12 protein-coding genes and 2 tRNA genes are annotated in these 16,204 nt (G+C 63.3%); 4 read left to right on the top strand and 10 right to left on the bottom strand.

The window, feature by feature from the left end:
* Positions 1 to 112 precede the first annotated feature (112 nt).
* Positions 113 to 529: a BLUF domain-containing protein gene (locus SJY12_RS12390; protein ID WP_397505508.1), complete on the bottom strand. Its 417-nt coding sequence runs from the start codon at positions 527 to 529 to the stop codon at positions 113 to 115.
* A gap of 235 nt (positions 530 to 764) precedes the next feature.
* Between SJY12_RS12390 and asd the strand changes: the two genes are divergently transcribed.
* Positions 765 to 1,622: an archaetidylserine decarboxylase gene (gene asd / locus SJY12_RS12395; protein WP_397505509.1), complete on the top strand. Its 858-nt coding sequence runs from the start codon at positions 765 to 767 to the stop codon at positions 1,620 to 1,622.
* A gap of 53 nt (positions 1,623 to 1,675) precedes the next feature.
* Here asd and SJY12_RS12400 read toward each other — a convergent pair whose 3' ends face one another.
* On the bottom strand, positions 1,676 to 2,410 hold the full coding sequence (locus SJY12_RS12400; protein ID WP_397505510.1) for an EcsC family protein: 735 nt from the start codon (positions 2,408 to 2,410) through the stop codon (positions 1,676 to 1,678).
* Positions 2,411 to 2,746: 336 nt separating this feature from the next.
* On the bottom strand, positions 2,747 to 3,526 hold the full coding sequence (locus tag SJY12_RS12405; protein WP_348030330.1) for a thioesterase family protein: 780 nt from the start codon (positions 3,524 to 3,526) through the stop codon (positions 2,747 to 2,749).
* A gap of 124 nt (positions 3,527 to 3,650) precedes the next feature.
* Between SJY12_RS12405 and SJY12_RS12410 the strand changes: the two genes are divergently transcribed.
* Positions 3,651 to 3,724 (top strand) — tRNA-Cys (locus SJY12_RS12410).
* Positions 3,725 to 3,747: 23 nt separating this feature from the next.
* A tRNA-Thr gene (locus SJY12_RS12415) sits at positions 3,748 to 3,823 on the top strand.
* A gap of 542 nt (positions 3,824 to 4,365) precedes the next feature.
* Here the strand turns inward: SJY12_RS12415 and SJY12_RS12420 are convergent.
* From SJY12_RS12420 to cysD, 5 genes are all read right to left on the bottom strand, one after another.
* A complete protein-coding gene (locus SJY12_RS12420; RefSeq protein WP_397506712.1) occupies positions 4,366 to 6,837 on the bottom strand; it encodes an EAL domain-containing protein in 2,472 nt (823 codons plus the stop codon).
* A gap of 906 nt (positions 6,838 to 7,743) precedes the next feature.
* A complete protein-coding gene (locus SJY12_RS12425; RefSeq protein WP_050599680.1) occupies positions 7,744 to 8,874 on the bottom strand; it encodes an acyl-CoA dehydrogenase family protein in 1,131 nt (376 codons plus the stop codon).
* Positions 8,875 to 8,906: 32 nt separating this feature from the next.
* A complete protein-coding gene (locus SJY12_RS12430; RefSeq protein WP_397505511.1) occupies positions 8,907 to 10,106 on the bottom strand; it encodes an acyl-CoA dehydrogenase family protein in 1,200 nt (399 codons plus the stop codon).
* A gap of 216 nt (positions 10,107 to 10,322) precedes the next feature.
* Entirely contained in the window at positions 10,323 to 12,242 is a 1,920-nt protein-coding gene (gene cysN, locus SJY12_RS12435; protein WP_397505512.1) for a sulfate adenylyltransferase subunit CysN, read from the bottom strand.
* Positions 12,242 to 13,162, bottom strand: coding sequence for a sulfate adenylyltransferase subunit CysD (cysD, locus tag SJY12_RS12440; RefSeq protein ID WP_397505513.1), 921 nt, complete (start codon positions 13,160 to 13,162; stop codon positions 12,242 to 12,244). The genes cysN and cysD overlap by 1 nt, the downstream gene beginning before the upstream one ends.
* A gap of 84 nt (positions 13,163 to 13,246) precedes the next feature.
* On the opposite strand from cysD, the gene SJY12_RS12445 reads away from it, so the two are divergent.
* The gene (locus SJY12_RS12445; protein WP_397505514.1) at positions 13,247 to 14,245 is read left to right on the top strand and encodes a helix-turn-helix transcriptional regulator; all 999 of its coding nucleotides are present in this window, start codon (positions 13,247 to 13,249) and stop codon (positions 14,243 to 14,245) included.
* Here the strand turns inward: SJY12_RS12445 and SJY12_RS12450 are convergent.
* On the bottom strand, positions 14,242 to 14,973 hold the full coding sequence (locus tag SJY12_RS12450) for an acyl-CoA dehydrogenase family protein (RefSeq protein ID WP_397505515.1): 732 nt from the start codon (positions 14,971 to 14,973) through the stop codon (positions 14,242 to 14,244). The genes SJY12_RS12445 and SJY12_RS12450 overlap by 4 nt on opposite strands.
* Positions 14,970 to 16,106 (bottom strand): acyl-CoA dehydrogenase family protein, encoded by a 1,137-nt coding sequence (locus SJY12_RS12455; protein WP_397505516.1) that lies wholly within the window; start codon positions 16,104 to 16,106, stop codon positions 14,970 to 14,972. The genes SJY12_RS12450 and SJY12_RS12455 overlap by 4 nt, the downstream gene beginning before the upstream one ends.
* Between the last annotated feature and the right edge of the window lie 98 nt (positions 16,107 to 16,204).

Below are 16,204 nucleotides of genomic sequence, written 5' to 3' on the forward strand. Positions count from 1 at the left end.
GCGGCGAGCGTCATTTCGGTAGGGACGGGGCGCGAATGCTGCGCTTCGATTGCCTCGCCCAATTCGACCGCGCGGAGAAAATCGCTTTCGTCCGCGGTTATCTCGCCCGAGGCTAGGCCGCTTCGGTCGCGGCCTGCGACGCGGCGAGGAATTGCCGTACGAGGTGTTTGAGATGCGTCGGGAAATGGTCGAGCCCGGGGGTCTCGCCGATCGGCGCCCCGATCTTCGTGCCCGGCTTGAGCCGTTTCATGCGCCAGTTGGGAAATGCGCGCTGCGCGATTTCGGTCTGGCTCAGGATCTCGATCTGCGAATGGCGCGTGTCTTCGCCAAGCCGCGAAAGCAGCGCATCGATTGCGCTCCGGGATCCTTCCACGACCTGGAAGAAGCGGTTTTCCGCGAAGATCAGGAACCCGGTGAGATCGTCTCGGGAATTGTTTCGTGCTGAGGTTTCGATGATCTTGAACACATCGTCGGGAGCAAGGACGCTCGATGCCCTGCTCACATAGGCTATTTGCAACACCCGGTTCACTCCTGAATTTTCGCTATCCTAACCAGTCTGGCTTACCGAGCCGTTAAGAAATTGCCGGCCAGTGGGTGCGCCACGGCGCCGTTCTGTCACCGCTCCGCTCTTGGCCGCGGGGCTTCCCATCGCTGCAAATTCTCGGGTATCGCCGGCATCCCCATCGCGCTGCCCGATTGCGCGTGTTCAACACCGCAGCCGGTTCATCCAGGGGCACGATCGGGCTTGCTCCACGTTAGAGGTCATGATGTTCGATCGCCTGTCTGTCCTGCCGCAATATCTCCTGCCCAAACGCGGGCTGACCCGTCTTGCCGGACGCGTTGCCCGGGCGCGTGGGGGGCGGGCGACGACCCGGCTGATCCACTGGTTCGTCGGAAAATACGGCGTCGACATGAGCGAGGCCGAAAACCCGGACATTGCCAGCTACGCCTCGTTCAACGATTTTTTCGGCCGCCCGCTGAAACCGGGCGCGCGGCCGCTGGCCGATGCCGATTTCATCTCGCCGGTGGACGGTGCCATCAGCCAGTTCGGCGCGATCGACGATCACCATATCCTGCAGGCCAAGGGGCATCGCTTCACCACGACCCAACTGGTCGGCGGGGACGCCGCGCTGGCGGGCCGGTTCCGCCACGGCAGTTTTGCGAACCTGTATCTCTCGCCGCGGGATTATCACCGGCTGCACATGCCGTGCGCGGGCCGCCTGCAACGCATGATCTATGTTCCCGGCGCGCTGTTCTCGGTCAATCCCGTGACCGCGCGCGGCGTGCCCGGACTGTTTGCCCGCAACGAACGCGTGGTCTGCGTGTTCGATTCCGAAACGCATGGGCCCTTCGTGATTGTGCTGGTCGGCGCGACGATTGTCGGCAGCATGGCCACTACATGGCACGGGGTGGTCAATCCGCAGCGCACCGGGGCGATTGCCGAGTGGGATTATTCGGACCAGCCGGTCGTGCTCGAACAGGGCGAGGAAATGGGCCGCTTCCTTCTCGGATCGACGGTGATCATGCTGTTCGAGAAAGATGTCATCGAATTCAATGCGGACTGGCGCCCCGAAGGCCCGGTTCGGCTGGGAGAGGTGATGGGCAACAGGCCCGCCCGGTAATCCCGGTTCACGGCTACGCGCAGTCTCGGATCAGGAAACGCGCCGTGCGGTGCTCAGGCGGCGGCGGAGGCGTCGCCCTTCAGCCGCCGTGCCTGGAATGCGAAGCGCGCGGCCTTGCCGACATCCTCCTGGAACGATGAATTGACCAGTCCGCCGACGATCGAACCCACGAGGGGTACGACCATGCCCGCCCGGCTGCGGAAGCTGGTGAATGCGATCGCGCGCGAAATCCGCTCGACTGCCTGATCGACGATCGGCGCGATGTGTTCGTGATCGGCATGGACGAGTTCCCCGGCCGGGCCGAGCGCCGCTTCCAGCGCCGCAATGCGGTCCCGGCGCGCCTCGGGTTCGTCCACTGCGGCCAGTTCGAGGATCTGGAGGCGGAACAGCTTTTCTGCCGGGCCATCGCCCGCGTAGCCATAGGCGCGCCCGGTATCGCGGATGGCGCGCAGCGCAATGGCGATGGTGGCCGGGATGTCCGCGCTCATCGACAGCGCACCGCCCAGGCCAGCGGCGGCCCCGGTGGTCGCGCTGACGCTGCGCGCGGTGCGCGATACCTTGCGGGCCGCCTGCCGCGCCGCCTCGAGATCGGCCGCATCGTGATCGAACTGGACGAGGCGCGGGGCGCCCGCCGCCCGGTCGAGCCCCTTCAGCACGGTTTCGACCAGACCCTTCGGGACCACGCTGGCGATCGCTGCGCCGAATGGATGCGTCAGCCGCTCCAGTCCGCGCCCGAGGCGGGAAGGGGTGCTGTCGCGGAACCGGCGCTGCTCTTCGATGATATCCATGCCAACCGAATGGCTGCGGGGCGAACACGTTCCGGAACGGGGCTGGTAATTCGGCAGCCGGTCGGTGGCTTCGCCGGTACGCCAGTTCCCCCGCGCTCGCTCCTTTAGCCCCGGATAGAGGCGACTCGCACGCCGCTTTCCTACAGCGTGGGCGATCGGCATGAGCGGCCCGCTCTTTGACCGCGTGAAATTGCTACCCTGCCGGGCGTGACCGGTGCAGTGCCTTATACTGCCGGAAGGTCACACATGCGCGGGCGTTGCCGGGGGCAAGCTGCTGGCTGCGCTGATCATTCCGGGAAGGTCACGCTTTTCGCAGGCGCGTAAAGCGGTCCATGTTCAGCCGAACACCGCCACGCATTGCATGCCGTCGAGCATCTGCTTGCCGTCGGCGTTCCACAGCCGCAGCCGTTCGGAGGAGTAGCCATGCGCGGCGTGCTGGCTGGCGTTCTCGCTCATCCACCAGCCGTCGCGGGTCGCGGGCGCGGGCTCGAGCAGGTTGAACGACCAGTTGACCGAGCTGATCGGTCCCTGCCGTTTCATCGCGCGCATCGCGCCCGGGGGCAGGACGTCGCCCAGCAGGATGAGCTCGCTCACCGGGTCGAGCCCTTCGCGGTCGGTCAGCCGCGCCCAGCGGCGCACCACCGGGTCGCCCGGGCCCTGCTGCTCCTGCGCGCGGCGGATCTCGAAGTTGTTCTGGATAAAGGCGGGGCCCTTGCCGTGCATCGCGTTCTCGGCTTCCTCGGGCGGACCGGGCCAGTCGCCGACCGGTGCGGCATCGTGCATCGCATTCGCCTCGCGCTCGGTGCCGAACAGCCAGAAGGCGGTCAGCGTGCATTGCCCCTCGCACCAGATCTCGCTGCGCACCTGCGCGACGTTGCGACCTTGCCGGACGATCTCGCGGCGTAGCTCGACATCGGGTCCCGTAGGGGCGACGAAGGCGACCTGGGCGCCGCGCAGCGGCGGCAGGTCGGGGAATGCGCGGGTAACCGCGGTATAGGCGATCAGCGCGGAGGCGCCGCCGTAGAGCGTGCGGCCCTGCATCCAGTGGTCGAGCCCGGAAAAGCGCGTTTCGCCGCCTGCCGCGGTGATCGGATCGAGAAGGTTGGCAATGCTCATGCGCAGGGTCATTGCCCCTATCCGGCCATGCGTCCAGACTGACGTTACGTAAGGCATCACTGGGCGATTGCCTTTGCCGCGGAGAATCGCTAGTGCGCCGCTTCCTTCCCGAGAGGGAGGGCGAGGCCCGATGGCGGAGTGGTTACGCAGAGGACTGCAAATCCTTGCACGCCGGTTCGATTCCGGCTCGGGCCTCCACTTCCCGCGCAACCCGCGAAAGTGCCGCTTTAGCTCAGTTGGTAGAGCACATCATTCGTAATGATGGGGTCACAGGTTCGAGTCCTGTAAGCGGCACCATTCACGGCCGAGGCCGAAAAGCGCCCAGCCCGCTCCAGCTGCATCGCCGGATGAACGAGAAGAAGCGCGAGCGTGGTCCGGCATTTGCGCGCGCGCGTTGCGGCTCCGCCCGCCGTGTCGCCAAATGATTTGGCCGAGCACTCCGCCACGTCGGACATTGCCGGCGGCAAGTGGTCTAGTCCGACAGGGGTAGGGTCGAAATCTGCAGCGCCGCCCCCGGGAACCTCCGGAAGAAGTCCGCGCGGGCAAGTTCGGTTCCGGTCGCCGCGCACACATCCAGCAGATCGGGCGCCTTGGTCCACTGACCATCCCGCCAGCACCACGGCAGGGAATGCCTGGTGTCGATTATGACTGCAGTTCCTTCGAGCTGGTAATAAGCGATCTGCACGGCGCCCTCGTCTGTTCGGCGAGACGCCAATAGAAAATCGGAGGGCCGATACACCCTAGGATTATCACTTAGAAAGCCGGGCGGCGGGGACAGTTTGACGCGAGCACTGGAGCGCTGGCAATCCGGGAGCAGGAGCGGCCGGGAAGCCGCGCGGTCAGGCGGTTTCCTTGTCCGAATATCCGAACCGAAGCGCGCAGGCTTCGTCCACCGGGACGGCAGGGCTGAACAGGTAACCCTGCCCGTAATAGCAGCCAATCTCGAGCAAGGTCCTTCTCTGCTCTTCGGTTTCTATGCCTTCAGCGATCACCTCGATACCGAGGCTGCGGCTCATCACGACCATGGCCTGAACGATGTTCTTGGACATCACCGAAGTGCATATGTCGCGTACGAAAGAGGCATCGATCTTGACCCGGTCGATCGGGAAATCGCGAAGATGGGTGAGCGAGGAATAGCCGGTGCCGAAGTCGTCGAGGGCGATCCTGATCCCGCGACTTCTCAATTGGTCCAGAACGCTTTTCACATTCTGGTTGTCGCCGACCATCAGCATGGTTTCGGTAATTTCCAGGGTTACCCATGCCGGATTGATTTGGTGTCGCTCCAACGCCTCGAACACGCGGGGTACGAAGTCGCGGCTTATCAGGTCGGCTTCGGTGGCATTGATGCTGACATATTGCACTCCGCCATGCGCGGCCATCAGGCTCGGGAGATCGCGCGATACGTTCTCGAACATTCGTACGCTGATCTGGCGGGAAAGGATGGGGTCCATGATCGCGGGAATGACGGCGGATGCCGGTATCAGCGTATCGTCTGCGGTTTTCAGCCGCATGAGCGATTCGAAACCGATAAGCCGGTTGTCGGTGATCTGGATGATCGGCTGGTACCCGGACTGCACCCGGTCCTCGCCCAGAGCCTGGGTTACGGTCTCTATGGCCCGCCTACGCTCGACATGCGGCAGTTCCATGGACGAGTTGTAGAAGTGGACCGTTCCCGGTTCGCGTGCCTTGCCATGATACAGCGCCAGATCGGCCTTGTGGATCAGCGCGTCGAGGGATGCGAGCGCCGTGCTCTCCGCAACGCCGCATGTCGCGCCGACACCGACACCGCCTTCTCCCAGGTCGACCGCCTCTTCGATCGTCAGCAGCAGGTTGCTGGCGAAGTCCTGAACCTCGTCCTCCGACATCGATAGCGGACTGAGCACCGCGAATTCGTCGCCGCCCCACCGGGCAAGGATCGCGTTTGCGGGTACGGCGTCTTCGATTTGCTTCGCAATTCGCCGCAAGAGCTTGTCGCCCGTCTGATGGCCGAAAGTGTCGTTGACGAACTTGAAGCCGGTAAGGTCGAACAGCATCGCGTAGAAGGTGCAATTGATCGCCGCGGCATCTTTCAGGCGCTCGACTGCACGCGCTTCGAACGCATTGCGGTTAAGCAGGCCCGTCAGATCGTCGTGACTGGCCGCATAGCGCAGGTCCAGCATCGCTTGGAGCTTTTCCGTAATATCGCGGACAGTACCGATCATCACGGATTTGCCGCCCTTGGCATTCTCGACGAACTCCGCGATTATCCGGGCCTGTCGTCTTTGGCCCCCCCGGCCCACGATCTCCGCGGTGAAATCGAGGTTCTTCCCTGTCCGGCGGGACTCCAGATAGAGCGCTTCGACGCGCTCGCGTTCATGCGGGGAGTAAAACTCGAGGGTATCGTCGAGCGTCATCGGACGCTGCTGATCCAGCCCCATGATCTTGTAGGCTTGATCGGAAAAGGTCAGCGACTGCGTCTCGACGTCGAATTCCCATGAACCCAGCTTCGCGATTTTTTCCGCTTGCTGGAATGTCCTGACGCTTCGTTCCAGCCTGCGATGCGACTTGGCCAGTTCGTCTCGCGCGGCAACAACCGCGTCGATGTTAAACGCCTCGACGATCGTCCCGACTGTCGATCCGCTGGAATCGACCATCGGAGAAGCGGTGTAGGAGACGTTGTAGAAATTGCCGTCCTTGTGGACGAACATGTCTTCGCCGCTAATCTGGTGGCGTTCGGGAAACGCCCGGTCGATGGGGCATTCTTCGATCGGGAAGGGCGACCCGTCGGGGTATTGGTGATGGATCAGGCCGTGGAGGCACCGTCCGACCGCCTCTTCGAAACTGTAACCGGTCAATTCTTCAGCAGCGCGATTCATGAAAGAACAGTTCTGCTGCTCATCCATCATGAAGATGGCCATCCTGGTGTTGTTCAGGATGGCATCCAGCCGGGAGCTGGTCCGTTCGAGGCGGTCCCTGATCGAGTTGAATTCGGAAATGTCCCGGATCGCTGCGAAGAAAACGAACTCGCCCTGGGATTGGATCAATTGCAGCGAGACCGAGACTTCGTAAGTGCTTCCGTCTTTTCGGCCGTGCACCGTCTCGAACGAAAGCCTGGGAACTTCTGCGGATAAAAGCGGGCCGACGAAGGCTTTGAATTCTTCTTCGGAGAACTCCGGCTTCAGGTCCCAGGGGTGCATTTCGCTGAGTTCTGCCAACGAATAGCCGAGGTTTTCGCGCGCACCCCTGTTGACCAGGATAAAGCGGAAGTCATCCGCGGCGAAGACGTAGATCTCGGACGCCGACTGCTCGACGACTTCTCCCAAACGATCCACGCCTAAAGTTGACATCCGAACCTCATCCTAGGGAGTCTGAGTATCGCAAAGAAGGTAAACCAAACCCTTCATGCCTATCACGCGTAAGGCCTCGTTCCCGATTGACCGGCTGTATCGCTGCGCGCTCGCGGCGGGAGGGCCGCTATCGGCGATGGGGACCTCGTTCCGGTGCTGGTCCGGTCAACCCACGTTTGAAGATTGTGCAGGAGGAGGCGGGCTTTGGGGGCCGGCATGCGCGCCCGCCGACCATGCTGTACCAGACGGTGCGGAAAGCCGGGGCGCCGAGCCGATCCGGCCACAGCGGCTTTTCGGGAAGCCACCGGCGGCCCCTCCGCGCGCAGGCGAGAGCGGCCTCAGGCGGGGATGAAGCAGCAAGGGTAGCCTGCAAAGCGGTTTCGACGAGCCGCCGAGCCCCATGTGGGTTCATTTCTGACAATCCCCAAAACCTAGCGGATTGCGACTCATGTTATTATTATTTGAAACCAAGCTATCAAAAGCGGGAATCGGAAGCAAATTCCCGATATTTTTCTTACGATTATCCGAGCAGGTGCAAGCGGTGTCATGCGCTGTCACCGGGGCGCGCTTGCGCCTGTCCTGATTCATCCGACCGGCCGACGCCTGGCCCATGCTGCCGAGGGGCAGGTGGACTGGCGGTCAGCCCAGTCTGTCGTGAGACATCCGTGATCAGGTCGTGGTTCCGGGAAGCGTCAGCCCGTTGCCGTGCCAACAGCAGCAGCTAGGAACCGGCATGCTAGCCGTGCCGCTGTACATCTCTCGCCCGCGGGCCCGAAGCGGTCAATGCCGCTGGTCAATGATTGGATGATGACTTGCCGGCGGCGCACCCTATGAGGGCGGGCTGGAAGCCAGCCGCGCCGCTCATGGGGCGTGTATCATCCACGCACGCCGTCACGAAAGCGAAACGTGCCGTTTCAGGTGGTGGTCGACGCTGCCAAATTCGGATTCGAAGATCGTCAGGCGCTTGAAGTAATGCCCGATCGCATATTCATCGGTGACGCCATTGCCGCCGTGGATCTGCACGGCTTCCTGGCCGATCAGGCGCGCGGCCTGGCCCACGCCGACCTTTGCCGCCGAGGCGGTGCGCTTGCGTTCCTTTTCGCCGGCATCGAGCTTGATCGTGGCGAGATAGGTCAGCGAGACCGAGGTCTCATAGGCGGTATACATGTCGACCATGCGGTGCTGAAGCACCTGGAACTTGCCGATCGGCACGCCGAATTGTTTGCGTTGCCGCGAATATTCGACCGTCATCGCATGCGCGACCTTCATCGCGCCACAGGCCTCGGCACATTGCGCGGCGATCGCCTCGTCAGTCACCTGCTCGATCAGCGGGAGCGCGGCACCTTCTTCGCCGATCAGCGCATCTGCGGGGACCGAGACATTCTCGAAATAGATTTCCGATGCGCGGCGCCCGTCGACGGTTTCATAGTCGCGCGTGACGATACCGTCGGCCGATTTATCGACAATGAAAACGCTGACGCCTTCGCGGTCGCGGCGGTCGCCGCCGGTGCGGGCAGTGACCATGAGGTGGCTGGCCCAGGGGGCGCCGATGACCACGGCCTTGTGGCCGTTGAGGACGTAGCCATCGCCGTCTTTCTTCGCCGTCGTCTCGAGATCGGCATAATCGTAGCGGCCACGCGGCTCGGCATAGGCGAATGCGAAGACACGTTCCCCGCCGATGATGGCCGAAAGGTGTTCCTCGCGCTGGGCGTCGCTGCCAGCATGCTTGAGGAAGCCGCCGGCGCAGACCACGGTGGGAACGAAAGGTTCGACCACCAGGCCCTTGCCGAATTCTTCCATGACGATCATCGCGTCGATCGCGCCGCCGCCAAAACCGCCGACATCTTCGCTGAAGGGCATGCCCAGAATGCCGAGTTCGGCGAGCTGCGCCCAGATTTCGGGGCGCCATCCGGCATCGCTCTCGATGGCAGCGCGGCGCGTTTCCCAATCGTATTGTTCACGGACCAGGCGCGAAAGACCGTCGCGCACCATGTCCTGTTCTTCGGTGAAGTTGAAATCCACGTGTCGTCCCTTTCCCGTGCCGTCCGGCGCTCTCAGAGCCCGAGGATCATTTTCGTAATGATGTTGCGCTGGATCTCGTTCGATCCGCCATAGATCGAGGTCTTGCGCATGTTGAAATAGGTTGCCGCCGAATTGTGAGCGTAGTCGGGGCCGATCGGGTATTCGTTCGATCCCGTGTCGTTGGCTATGCTGCCGTAATAAGGGGCCGAGTAGCTGCCGACCGCTTCGAGCGTGAGTTCGGTCAGGCGCTGCTGGATTTCAGTGCCCTTGATCTTGAGGATCGAGCTTTCCGGTCCCGGACCCTTGCCGGCCTGCTCGCCTGCAAGCGTGCGCAGTTCGGTGATCTCGAGCGCGGCGAGGTCGATCTCGAGCTGGCTCACCTTGCGGGCAAAATCCAGATCGTCGATCAGCGGTTCGCCATCGAGCGTTTCGTTGGCAGCAATTTCGCGCAGCTTTTCGACGCCGCGCTTCGAGCGGGCCACACCGGCGATCCCGCTGCGTTCGTGAGCGAGCAGGAACTTGGCATAGGTCCAGCCCTTGTTCTCTTCACCAACGAGGTTTTCGACCGGGACGCGGACATCGGTCAGCCAGGTTTCGTTGACCTCGTAACCGCCGTCGAGCAGCTTGATCGGCTTCACTTCGACACCTGGCGACTTCATGTCCACGAGGATGAAGCTGATGCCTTCCTGCGGCTTGGCGGCGTCCGGATCGGTGCGGCAGAGGAAGAAGCCCCAGTCGGCATATTGCGCCAGCGTGGTCCAGGTCTTCTGGCCGTTGATGACGTAATGATCGCCGTCGCGCACCGCCGTGGTCTTGAGCGAGGCAAGGTCGGAACCCGCGCCGGGTTCGGAATAACCCTGGCACCACCATACTTCGCCGCTGCGGATGCCCGGAAGGTGCCGCGCCTTCTGCTCTTCGCTGCCGAAGGTGTAGATCACCGGCCCGACCATGGAGACGCCGAACGGCAGCGGCATGATCGCATTGACCCGCGCGTTCTCCTCGGACCAGATGTATCGCTGGGTAGGCGTCCAGCCCGTGCCGCCATACTCGACCGGCCACGCAGGAACCGACCAGCCCTTTTCTCCGAGGACCTTGTGCCAGGCGAGAAAATCCTCGCGCGAGAGGTCTTCGCGCAGGCCCACGTCGCCAAGGTGCTTGGGGTAATTTTCTTCGATGAAGGCGCGCACTTCGTCGCGGAAGGCCTGCTCTTCAGGGGTGAATTCGAGGTTCATATGCTCAAGCTCCGGTTTCCATCCGCTAAGGCTCGGAATTCCCCGTCCAGTTTCTACCGGGTCGGACCATTCGGCTAGGTGAAGGTCTTCGCGAAGCGCGGCGCCTTTGACAAGTGCAAGCTCGACAAATCCTATCTGAAGCGCGTGCAATCTACGCTTTCGCCCGCTCGATCACGGCGGCCGGGGCCAGCTTCGCGCCAGGCCCCGGCCGTATGGTCACTTGAGCGGCAGGATGCGGCCGATGATGTAATCCGCGGCTTCCTCGGGAGTCATTTCGACCGTGTTGACGCGGATCTCCGGGTCTTCGGGAGGCTCATAGGGGCTGTCGATCCCGGTGAAGTTCTTGAGCTTGCCCGCGCGCGCCTTCTTGTAGAGCCCCTTCACGTCGCGGGCCTCGGCCACTTCCAGCGGCGTATCGACGTGGATCTCGACGAACTCGCCCGCGTCGATCATGTCGCGGACCAGCTGGCGATCCGCGCGGAACGGACTGATGAAGGCGGTGAGGACGATCAGCCCCGCATCGGTCATCAGCTTGGCCACCTCGCCGATGCGGCGGATGTTCTCGATCCGGTCGCTTTCCGTGAAACCGAGATCCTTGTTGAGGCCGTGGCGGACATTGTCGCCATCGAGCAGGTAGGTGTGGCGGTTCATCAGCGCCAACTTCTTTTCGACTTCGTTGGCGATGGTCGACTTGCCCGAACCCGACAGGCCGGTGAACCACAGCACGCGCGGCGTCTGGTTCTTCATTGCTGCGTGATGATCGCGGGTGATGTCGGTCGGCTGCCAATGGACGTTCTGGCTGCGCCGCAGGCTGAAATGCAACATGCCTGCGCCGACCGTGCGATGGGTGATCTTGTCGATCAGGATGAACCCGCCCAGCGCACGGTTGTCGACATAGGAATCGAACACGATCCGCCGGTCGGTGGTGATCTCGCACACGCCGATCTGATTGAGGTGAAGTGTCTGCGAGGCGAGGTGCGACCCCGAGCCTGACGGATTGTTGACGTCGATCTCGTATTTGGGTTCCGCCGCGGTCACGCTGACCATCTGTGCGCCCAGCTTGAGCCAGTAGGCGCGCCCGACGACCAGCGGTTCGTCGTCCATCCACACGATGGTCGTCTCGAACTGGTCGGCGACTTCGGGCGGACTGTCGGCTGCGGCCAGAACATCGCCGCGCGAACAATCGATCTCGTCGGCCAGCGTGATGGTGACCGACTGGCCGGCAACCGCTTGGTCCAGGTCGCCATCCATGGTGACGATCGACTTGACCGTGCTGGTCTTGCCCGAGGGGAGCGAACGCAGTTCGTCGCCGGGTTTGACCGTGCCGCTGGCGATCAGGCCGGAGAAGCCGCGAAAATCGAGATTGGGGCGATTGACCCATTGTACCGACATGCGAAACGGCTTGGCCTGACTGGCGGTGTTGCTGACCTCGATGGTCTCGAGGTGGTCGATCAGGACGGGACCATCGTACCAGGGCGTGTTGCCGGATCGGGTGGTGATGTTGTCGCCGGCAAGGCCGGACATGGGAATGGCCGTGAAATCCTCAACTCCGATGCTGTCGGCGAATTTCCGGTAATCGGCCACGATCGCTTCGAACTTTTCCTGATCGTAGTCGATCAGGTCCATCTTGTTGACGGCCAGGACGAGGTTCTTGATGCCGAGCTGGTGACACAGGAAGCTGTGACGCCTGGTCTGGACCAGCACGCCCTTGCGCGCATCGATCAGGATAACCGCACAATCGGCGGTCGAGGCGCCCGTCACCATGTTGCGCGTATATTGCTCGTGTCCCGGGCAGTCGGCGACGATGAACTTGCGTTTCTCGGTCGCAAAAAAGCGATAGGCGACGTCGATCGTGATACCCTGTTCGCGCTCGGCGGCGAGCCCGTCAACGAGCAAGGCGAAGTCGATCTCCTGCCCCTGCGTGCCCACGCGTTTGCTGTCGTTCTCGAGCGCGGCGAGCTGGTCTTCGAAGATCATTTTCGAATCGTAGAGCAGGCGGCCGATCAGCGTCGATTTGCCATCATCCACGCTGCCGCAGGTGATGAAGCGCAGCATCGACTTGTTCTGGTGCTGCTCGAGATAGGCTTCGATGTCGTCCGCGATCAGCGCGTCCGTCCGGTAGATGGGGTCGTTCATCAGAAATAACCCTCCTGCTTTTTCTTCTCCATCGACGCGTCGCCCGCGTCCTTGTCGATCACGCGGCCCTGCCGCTCGCTGGTGGTGGTGAGCAGCATTTCCTGCACCACTTCCTGCAAGGTGGCGGCCTCGCTCTCGACCGCGCCGGTCAGCGGGAAGCAGCCCAGCGTGCGGAAACGGATCGAGCGCTCGGTAATCTCGGGCCGATAGCCCATCACCTTCTCGAGCCGGTCGATGTCGTCGGCCATGAACAGCCCGCCTTCATGCTCGTAGGTCGGGCGTTTGGCACTGAAATAGAGCGGCACGATCTCGATATTCTCGGCCATGATGTACTGCCAGATGTCGAGCTCGGTCCAGTTGGACAGCGGGAAGACGCGAATGCTCTCGCCCTTCTTCTTGCGCGCATTGTAAATGTTCCACAGCTCGGGGCGCTGGTTTTTCGGGTCCCAGCCATGCGTCGCCGTGCGGAAGGAGAAGATGCGTTCTTTCGCGCGGCTCTTTTCCTCGTCGCGGCGCGCACCGCCGAAGGCGGCATCGAACCCGTGCTTGTCGAGCGCCTGCTTAAGCCCTTCGGTCTTCCACATGTCGGTATGCAGCGGGCCGTGATCGAAGGGATTGATCCCGCGTTCCTCGGCTTCGGGATTCTGGTGAACGATCAGTTCCATCCCCGCATCACGCGCAGCCTTTTCGCGCAGCGCATACATGTCCTGAAACTTCCACGTCGTGTCGACATGCATCAAGGGGAAGGGCGGTGGCGAGGGATAGAAGGCTTTCTTGGCGAGGTGCAGCATGACGGCGCTGTCCTTGCCGATCGAATAGAGCATCACCGGCCTGTCTGCCTCGGCAGCGACCTCGCGCATGATGTGGATGCTCTCGGCCTCGAGCCGCTGGAGGTGGGTCAGGGTCTGGGGTTCGGTCATGTGGGGCTCCGTAACACTTGCCCCAGAGATAGGAGCGGATCGTCAGGATAGACCTCCCAAATGGGAGGTGATAGAAAAGCTTGCATGCGGATTCCCAATCTCGGCGAGACCGACCTGCTCGTACCGCTCCATTCGGGGGTGTTCGAGCAACCCATGTGGCAGACATTCCTGCGCCAGTTGCGGCGCGTCTGCGGCGCGCGGGGTGCGGCGATCCGGCTGGCGAGCGCGGGTGAGGGGGGCGATATCGCCTTGGGCGACGGGGCCCCGATTGCGGCTGTTACTGCCGCAATGCGCGAGGCGCGTGTCTATTCGGGTGGCGATCTGGACGGTCGCGAGGATGGCCTGCGCGCCGTCCGCGTGAGCGGAGCGGACATCGACCTCACCTTGTGCGTGCTCGCGGACAACACGCCGGGGGCCGAAGTCGCCAGCCTGCTATCGGCGCTCGTCCCGCATGTGCGCGTGGCGCTCCAGGTCGTCGCTTCGATCGAGCGCGAGCGCAACCGCGCTTCGGTCAGTGCGGAGGCGTTCCGGCGGATGAATTTCGGCTGGATCGCGCTGGACCAGCGTTGCCGCATCGTCGATATGGATGCGCAGGCAGAGCGCTTGCTTGAACGCTCGGGCGTGCTGCGCCGGGGGGCGTATGACCGGCTGGTCCCATCTTCTCCCGCGATCGATCGCCAACTCACCGCGCTGGCCAAAGCGATGGCGCGGGACCGCCGCCACCGGCCGCGTGCCATCAACCTGGCGCAGGATCCATGGATCGATATCCTGGTGGCGCCGATGCGGATCGATGCGCTCGCTCGCGAAAGCGAGGCGGTGGCAGTGGTCTATCTGCGCGGCGACCGTTCATCGAGCGCCGACCGGCACGAACAATTGGTCGATCTGTTCGATCTGACCCCCGCCGAAGCGCGGCTCGCCTGGTCGTTGGCGCAAGGGCTCTCGATCTCCGAGGCGGCGCAGGCGCACGGTCTGACCGTGGAAACCGCCCGCTATTACTCAAAGAAAATCTACGCCAAGACGGGCGCGCGCGGGCAAGTCGACCTGGTGCGCAACATCCTGACCGGTGTGCTTGCGCTGGCCTAGTCGGTTCGCGCGGTCAGCCCGGGCCAGAACGCGTCGGCCCCCGCATCGACCACCAGTGTGCCCAAACGCTTGCTCCAATAGGCGTCGTTCCCGTATTCGGACCGCCATTGCCACAGCCGCCGCGTCAGCGGATGAAGCCCGTATTCGTGCGTGAAGCCGATCGCGCCATGAACCTGATGAGCGACCGTCGTGCCCACCTCCACCGCGCGGTTGGCGCGCAGTTTCGCTGCGGCAATTTCGAACCCGGCATCCCCGCGCTCAAGCGCCTGTGCCGCACCGACGGCTGCGCAATTCGCGGCAGCCGCCTCGCAGGCGAATCCGGCGAGCGACTGCTGCACGGCCTGGAACTTGCCGAGCGGCCGGCCGAACTGTCGCCGCTCGTTGACATAGCCGACCGACAGCGCGAGCGCCGCATCGAGCGCGCCGGCGATCTGCGCCGTGCGCGCGAACGCCATCAGGGCGAAGTGCGCTTCGGTGCCTTCCCCGGCCGTCTTGGCAACGATCATAGCGGGCAGGTCGATGGCCAAGGCGTGGTAGCCGGCGAGGCGGAAAACGGTCAGCGCGTCCATCCAGTCACCGCCGAAACCGCCATCGGCTTCGGGCATCAGCAGCGCGGGCAGGCCCAATTGTTCGAGCCTGGCCCCGTCACGGTCCATCGTGGCATCCGCGCCCAGTTCGGCAAATAGCGGATCGGCCATTTCGGCCAGCATGCGTCTGGTGTCGCTCATCGTAGTCCCAGCCCCCGGGCGATGATGCCCTTGACGATTTCGCGTGTTCCCCCGCGCAGCGAGAAGCTCGGGCTGACCTGCAGCAGGTAGAAGCAGACTGCCTGCACGACCTGTGCATCGATGCGTTCCCAATCGACCGCGGCCTGCACCAGCTGCGGGATCGCCTGTTCGTAGGAATTGCCGAGGTCCTTGACCATGGTCGCCTCCAGCGCCGGGTCTTCGCCGCGCGCCAGCTTGGCAGCGACCGATGCGCTCATCAGCCGCAGGGTCCAGGCTTCCGCGGCCAGCCTGCCGACCAGTTCGGCCAGCGCGGTATCCTGCGCAGTTTCCGCATGGCGCACGAGTTCGAGGAACAGCACCATCGACGACAGATAGCGTTCGGGTCCCGACCGTTCGAGCGAGAGCTCGGCAGTCGCTTGCTTCCAGCCGGCACCCTCTTCGCCCAGCAACGCATGCGCTGGCAGGCGGACGGCGTCGAAGAACACCTCGTTGAACTCATGCGCGCCGGTGAGGTCGGTGATCGGTTTCACCGTCACACCGGGCGTATCCATCGGGATGACGAATTGCGACAGGCCCTGCTGGCGTTCGCTGCCCGCTTCGCTGCGTACCAGGGCGATCATGAAATGGCTGACATGCGCGCCGCTGGTCCAGACCTTCTGCCCGTCGATCACCCAATCCGAGCCATCGCGCCGTGCCGTGGTGCGGACCGAGGCGAGGTCCGAACCCGACCCCGGTTCGCTCAAACCGATGCAGGCGAAGGCTTCGCCGCGCGCGATCTCTGGCACCCAGCGGCGCTTCAGTTCCTCGTTTCCAAGCCGCAACAGCAATGGCCCGCTTTGCCGGTCGGCAATCCAGTGTGCGCCGACCGGCGCGCCCGCAGCAAGCAATTCCTCGATCACGACATAGCGTTCGAGCTGGCTGCGTTCATGCCCGCCGTATTCCTTGGGCCAGGTCATGCCGAGCAGCCCGGCCTCGCCCAGCTTTTTGCTGAACTGCGGGTTTGCCTTGGTCCAGCAATTCGCACGGCGGACCGGGTCGCGCTCGCCATGCGCGGCCACCAGCGCGCGCACCTGTTCGCGCAGGTCCGGCGCGGTCTCGGGCCAATCGACGGCTTCGGTAACGAAGGTCTGCATTGCTCTCCTCTTCGGCGCCTCTCTCTCCAATTTGGCGCCGCACCGCAAGACCCGTTGCATCGAGCAACGAATTTCGACAGTGTGATGCCAAGGGACGA

The sequence above is a fragment of the Qipengyuania sp. R86523 genome (assembly GCF_044596365.1).
Lineage (GTDB): Bacteria > Pseudomonadota > Alphaproteobacteria > Sphingomonadales > Sphingomonadaceae > Qipengyuania > Qipengyuania citrea.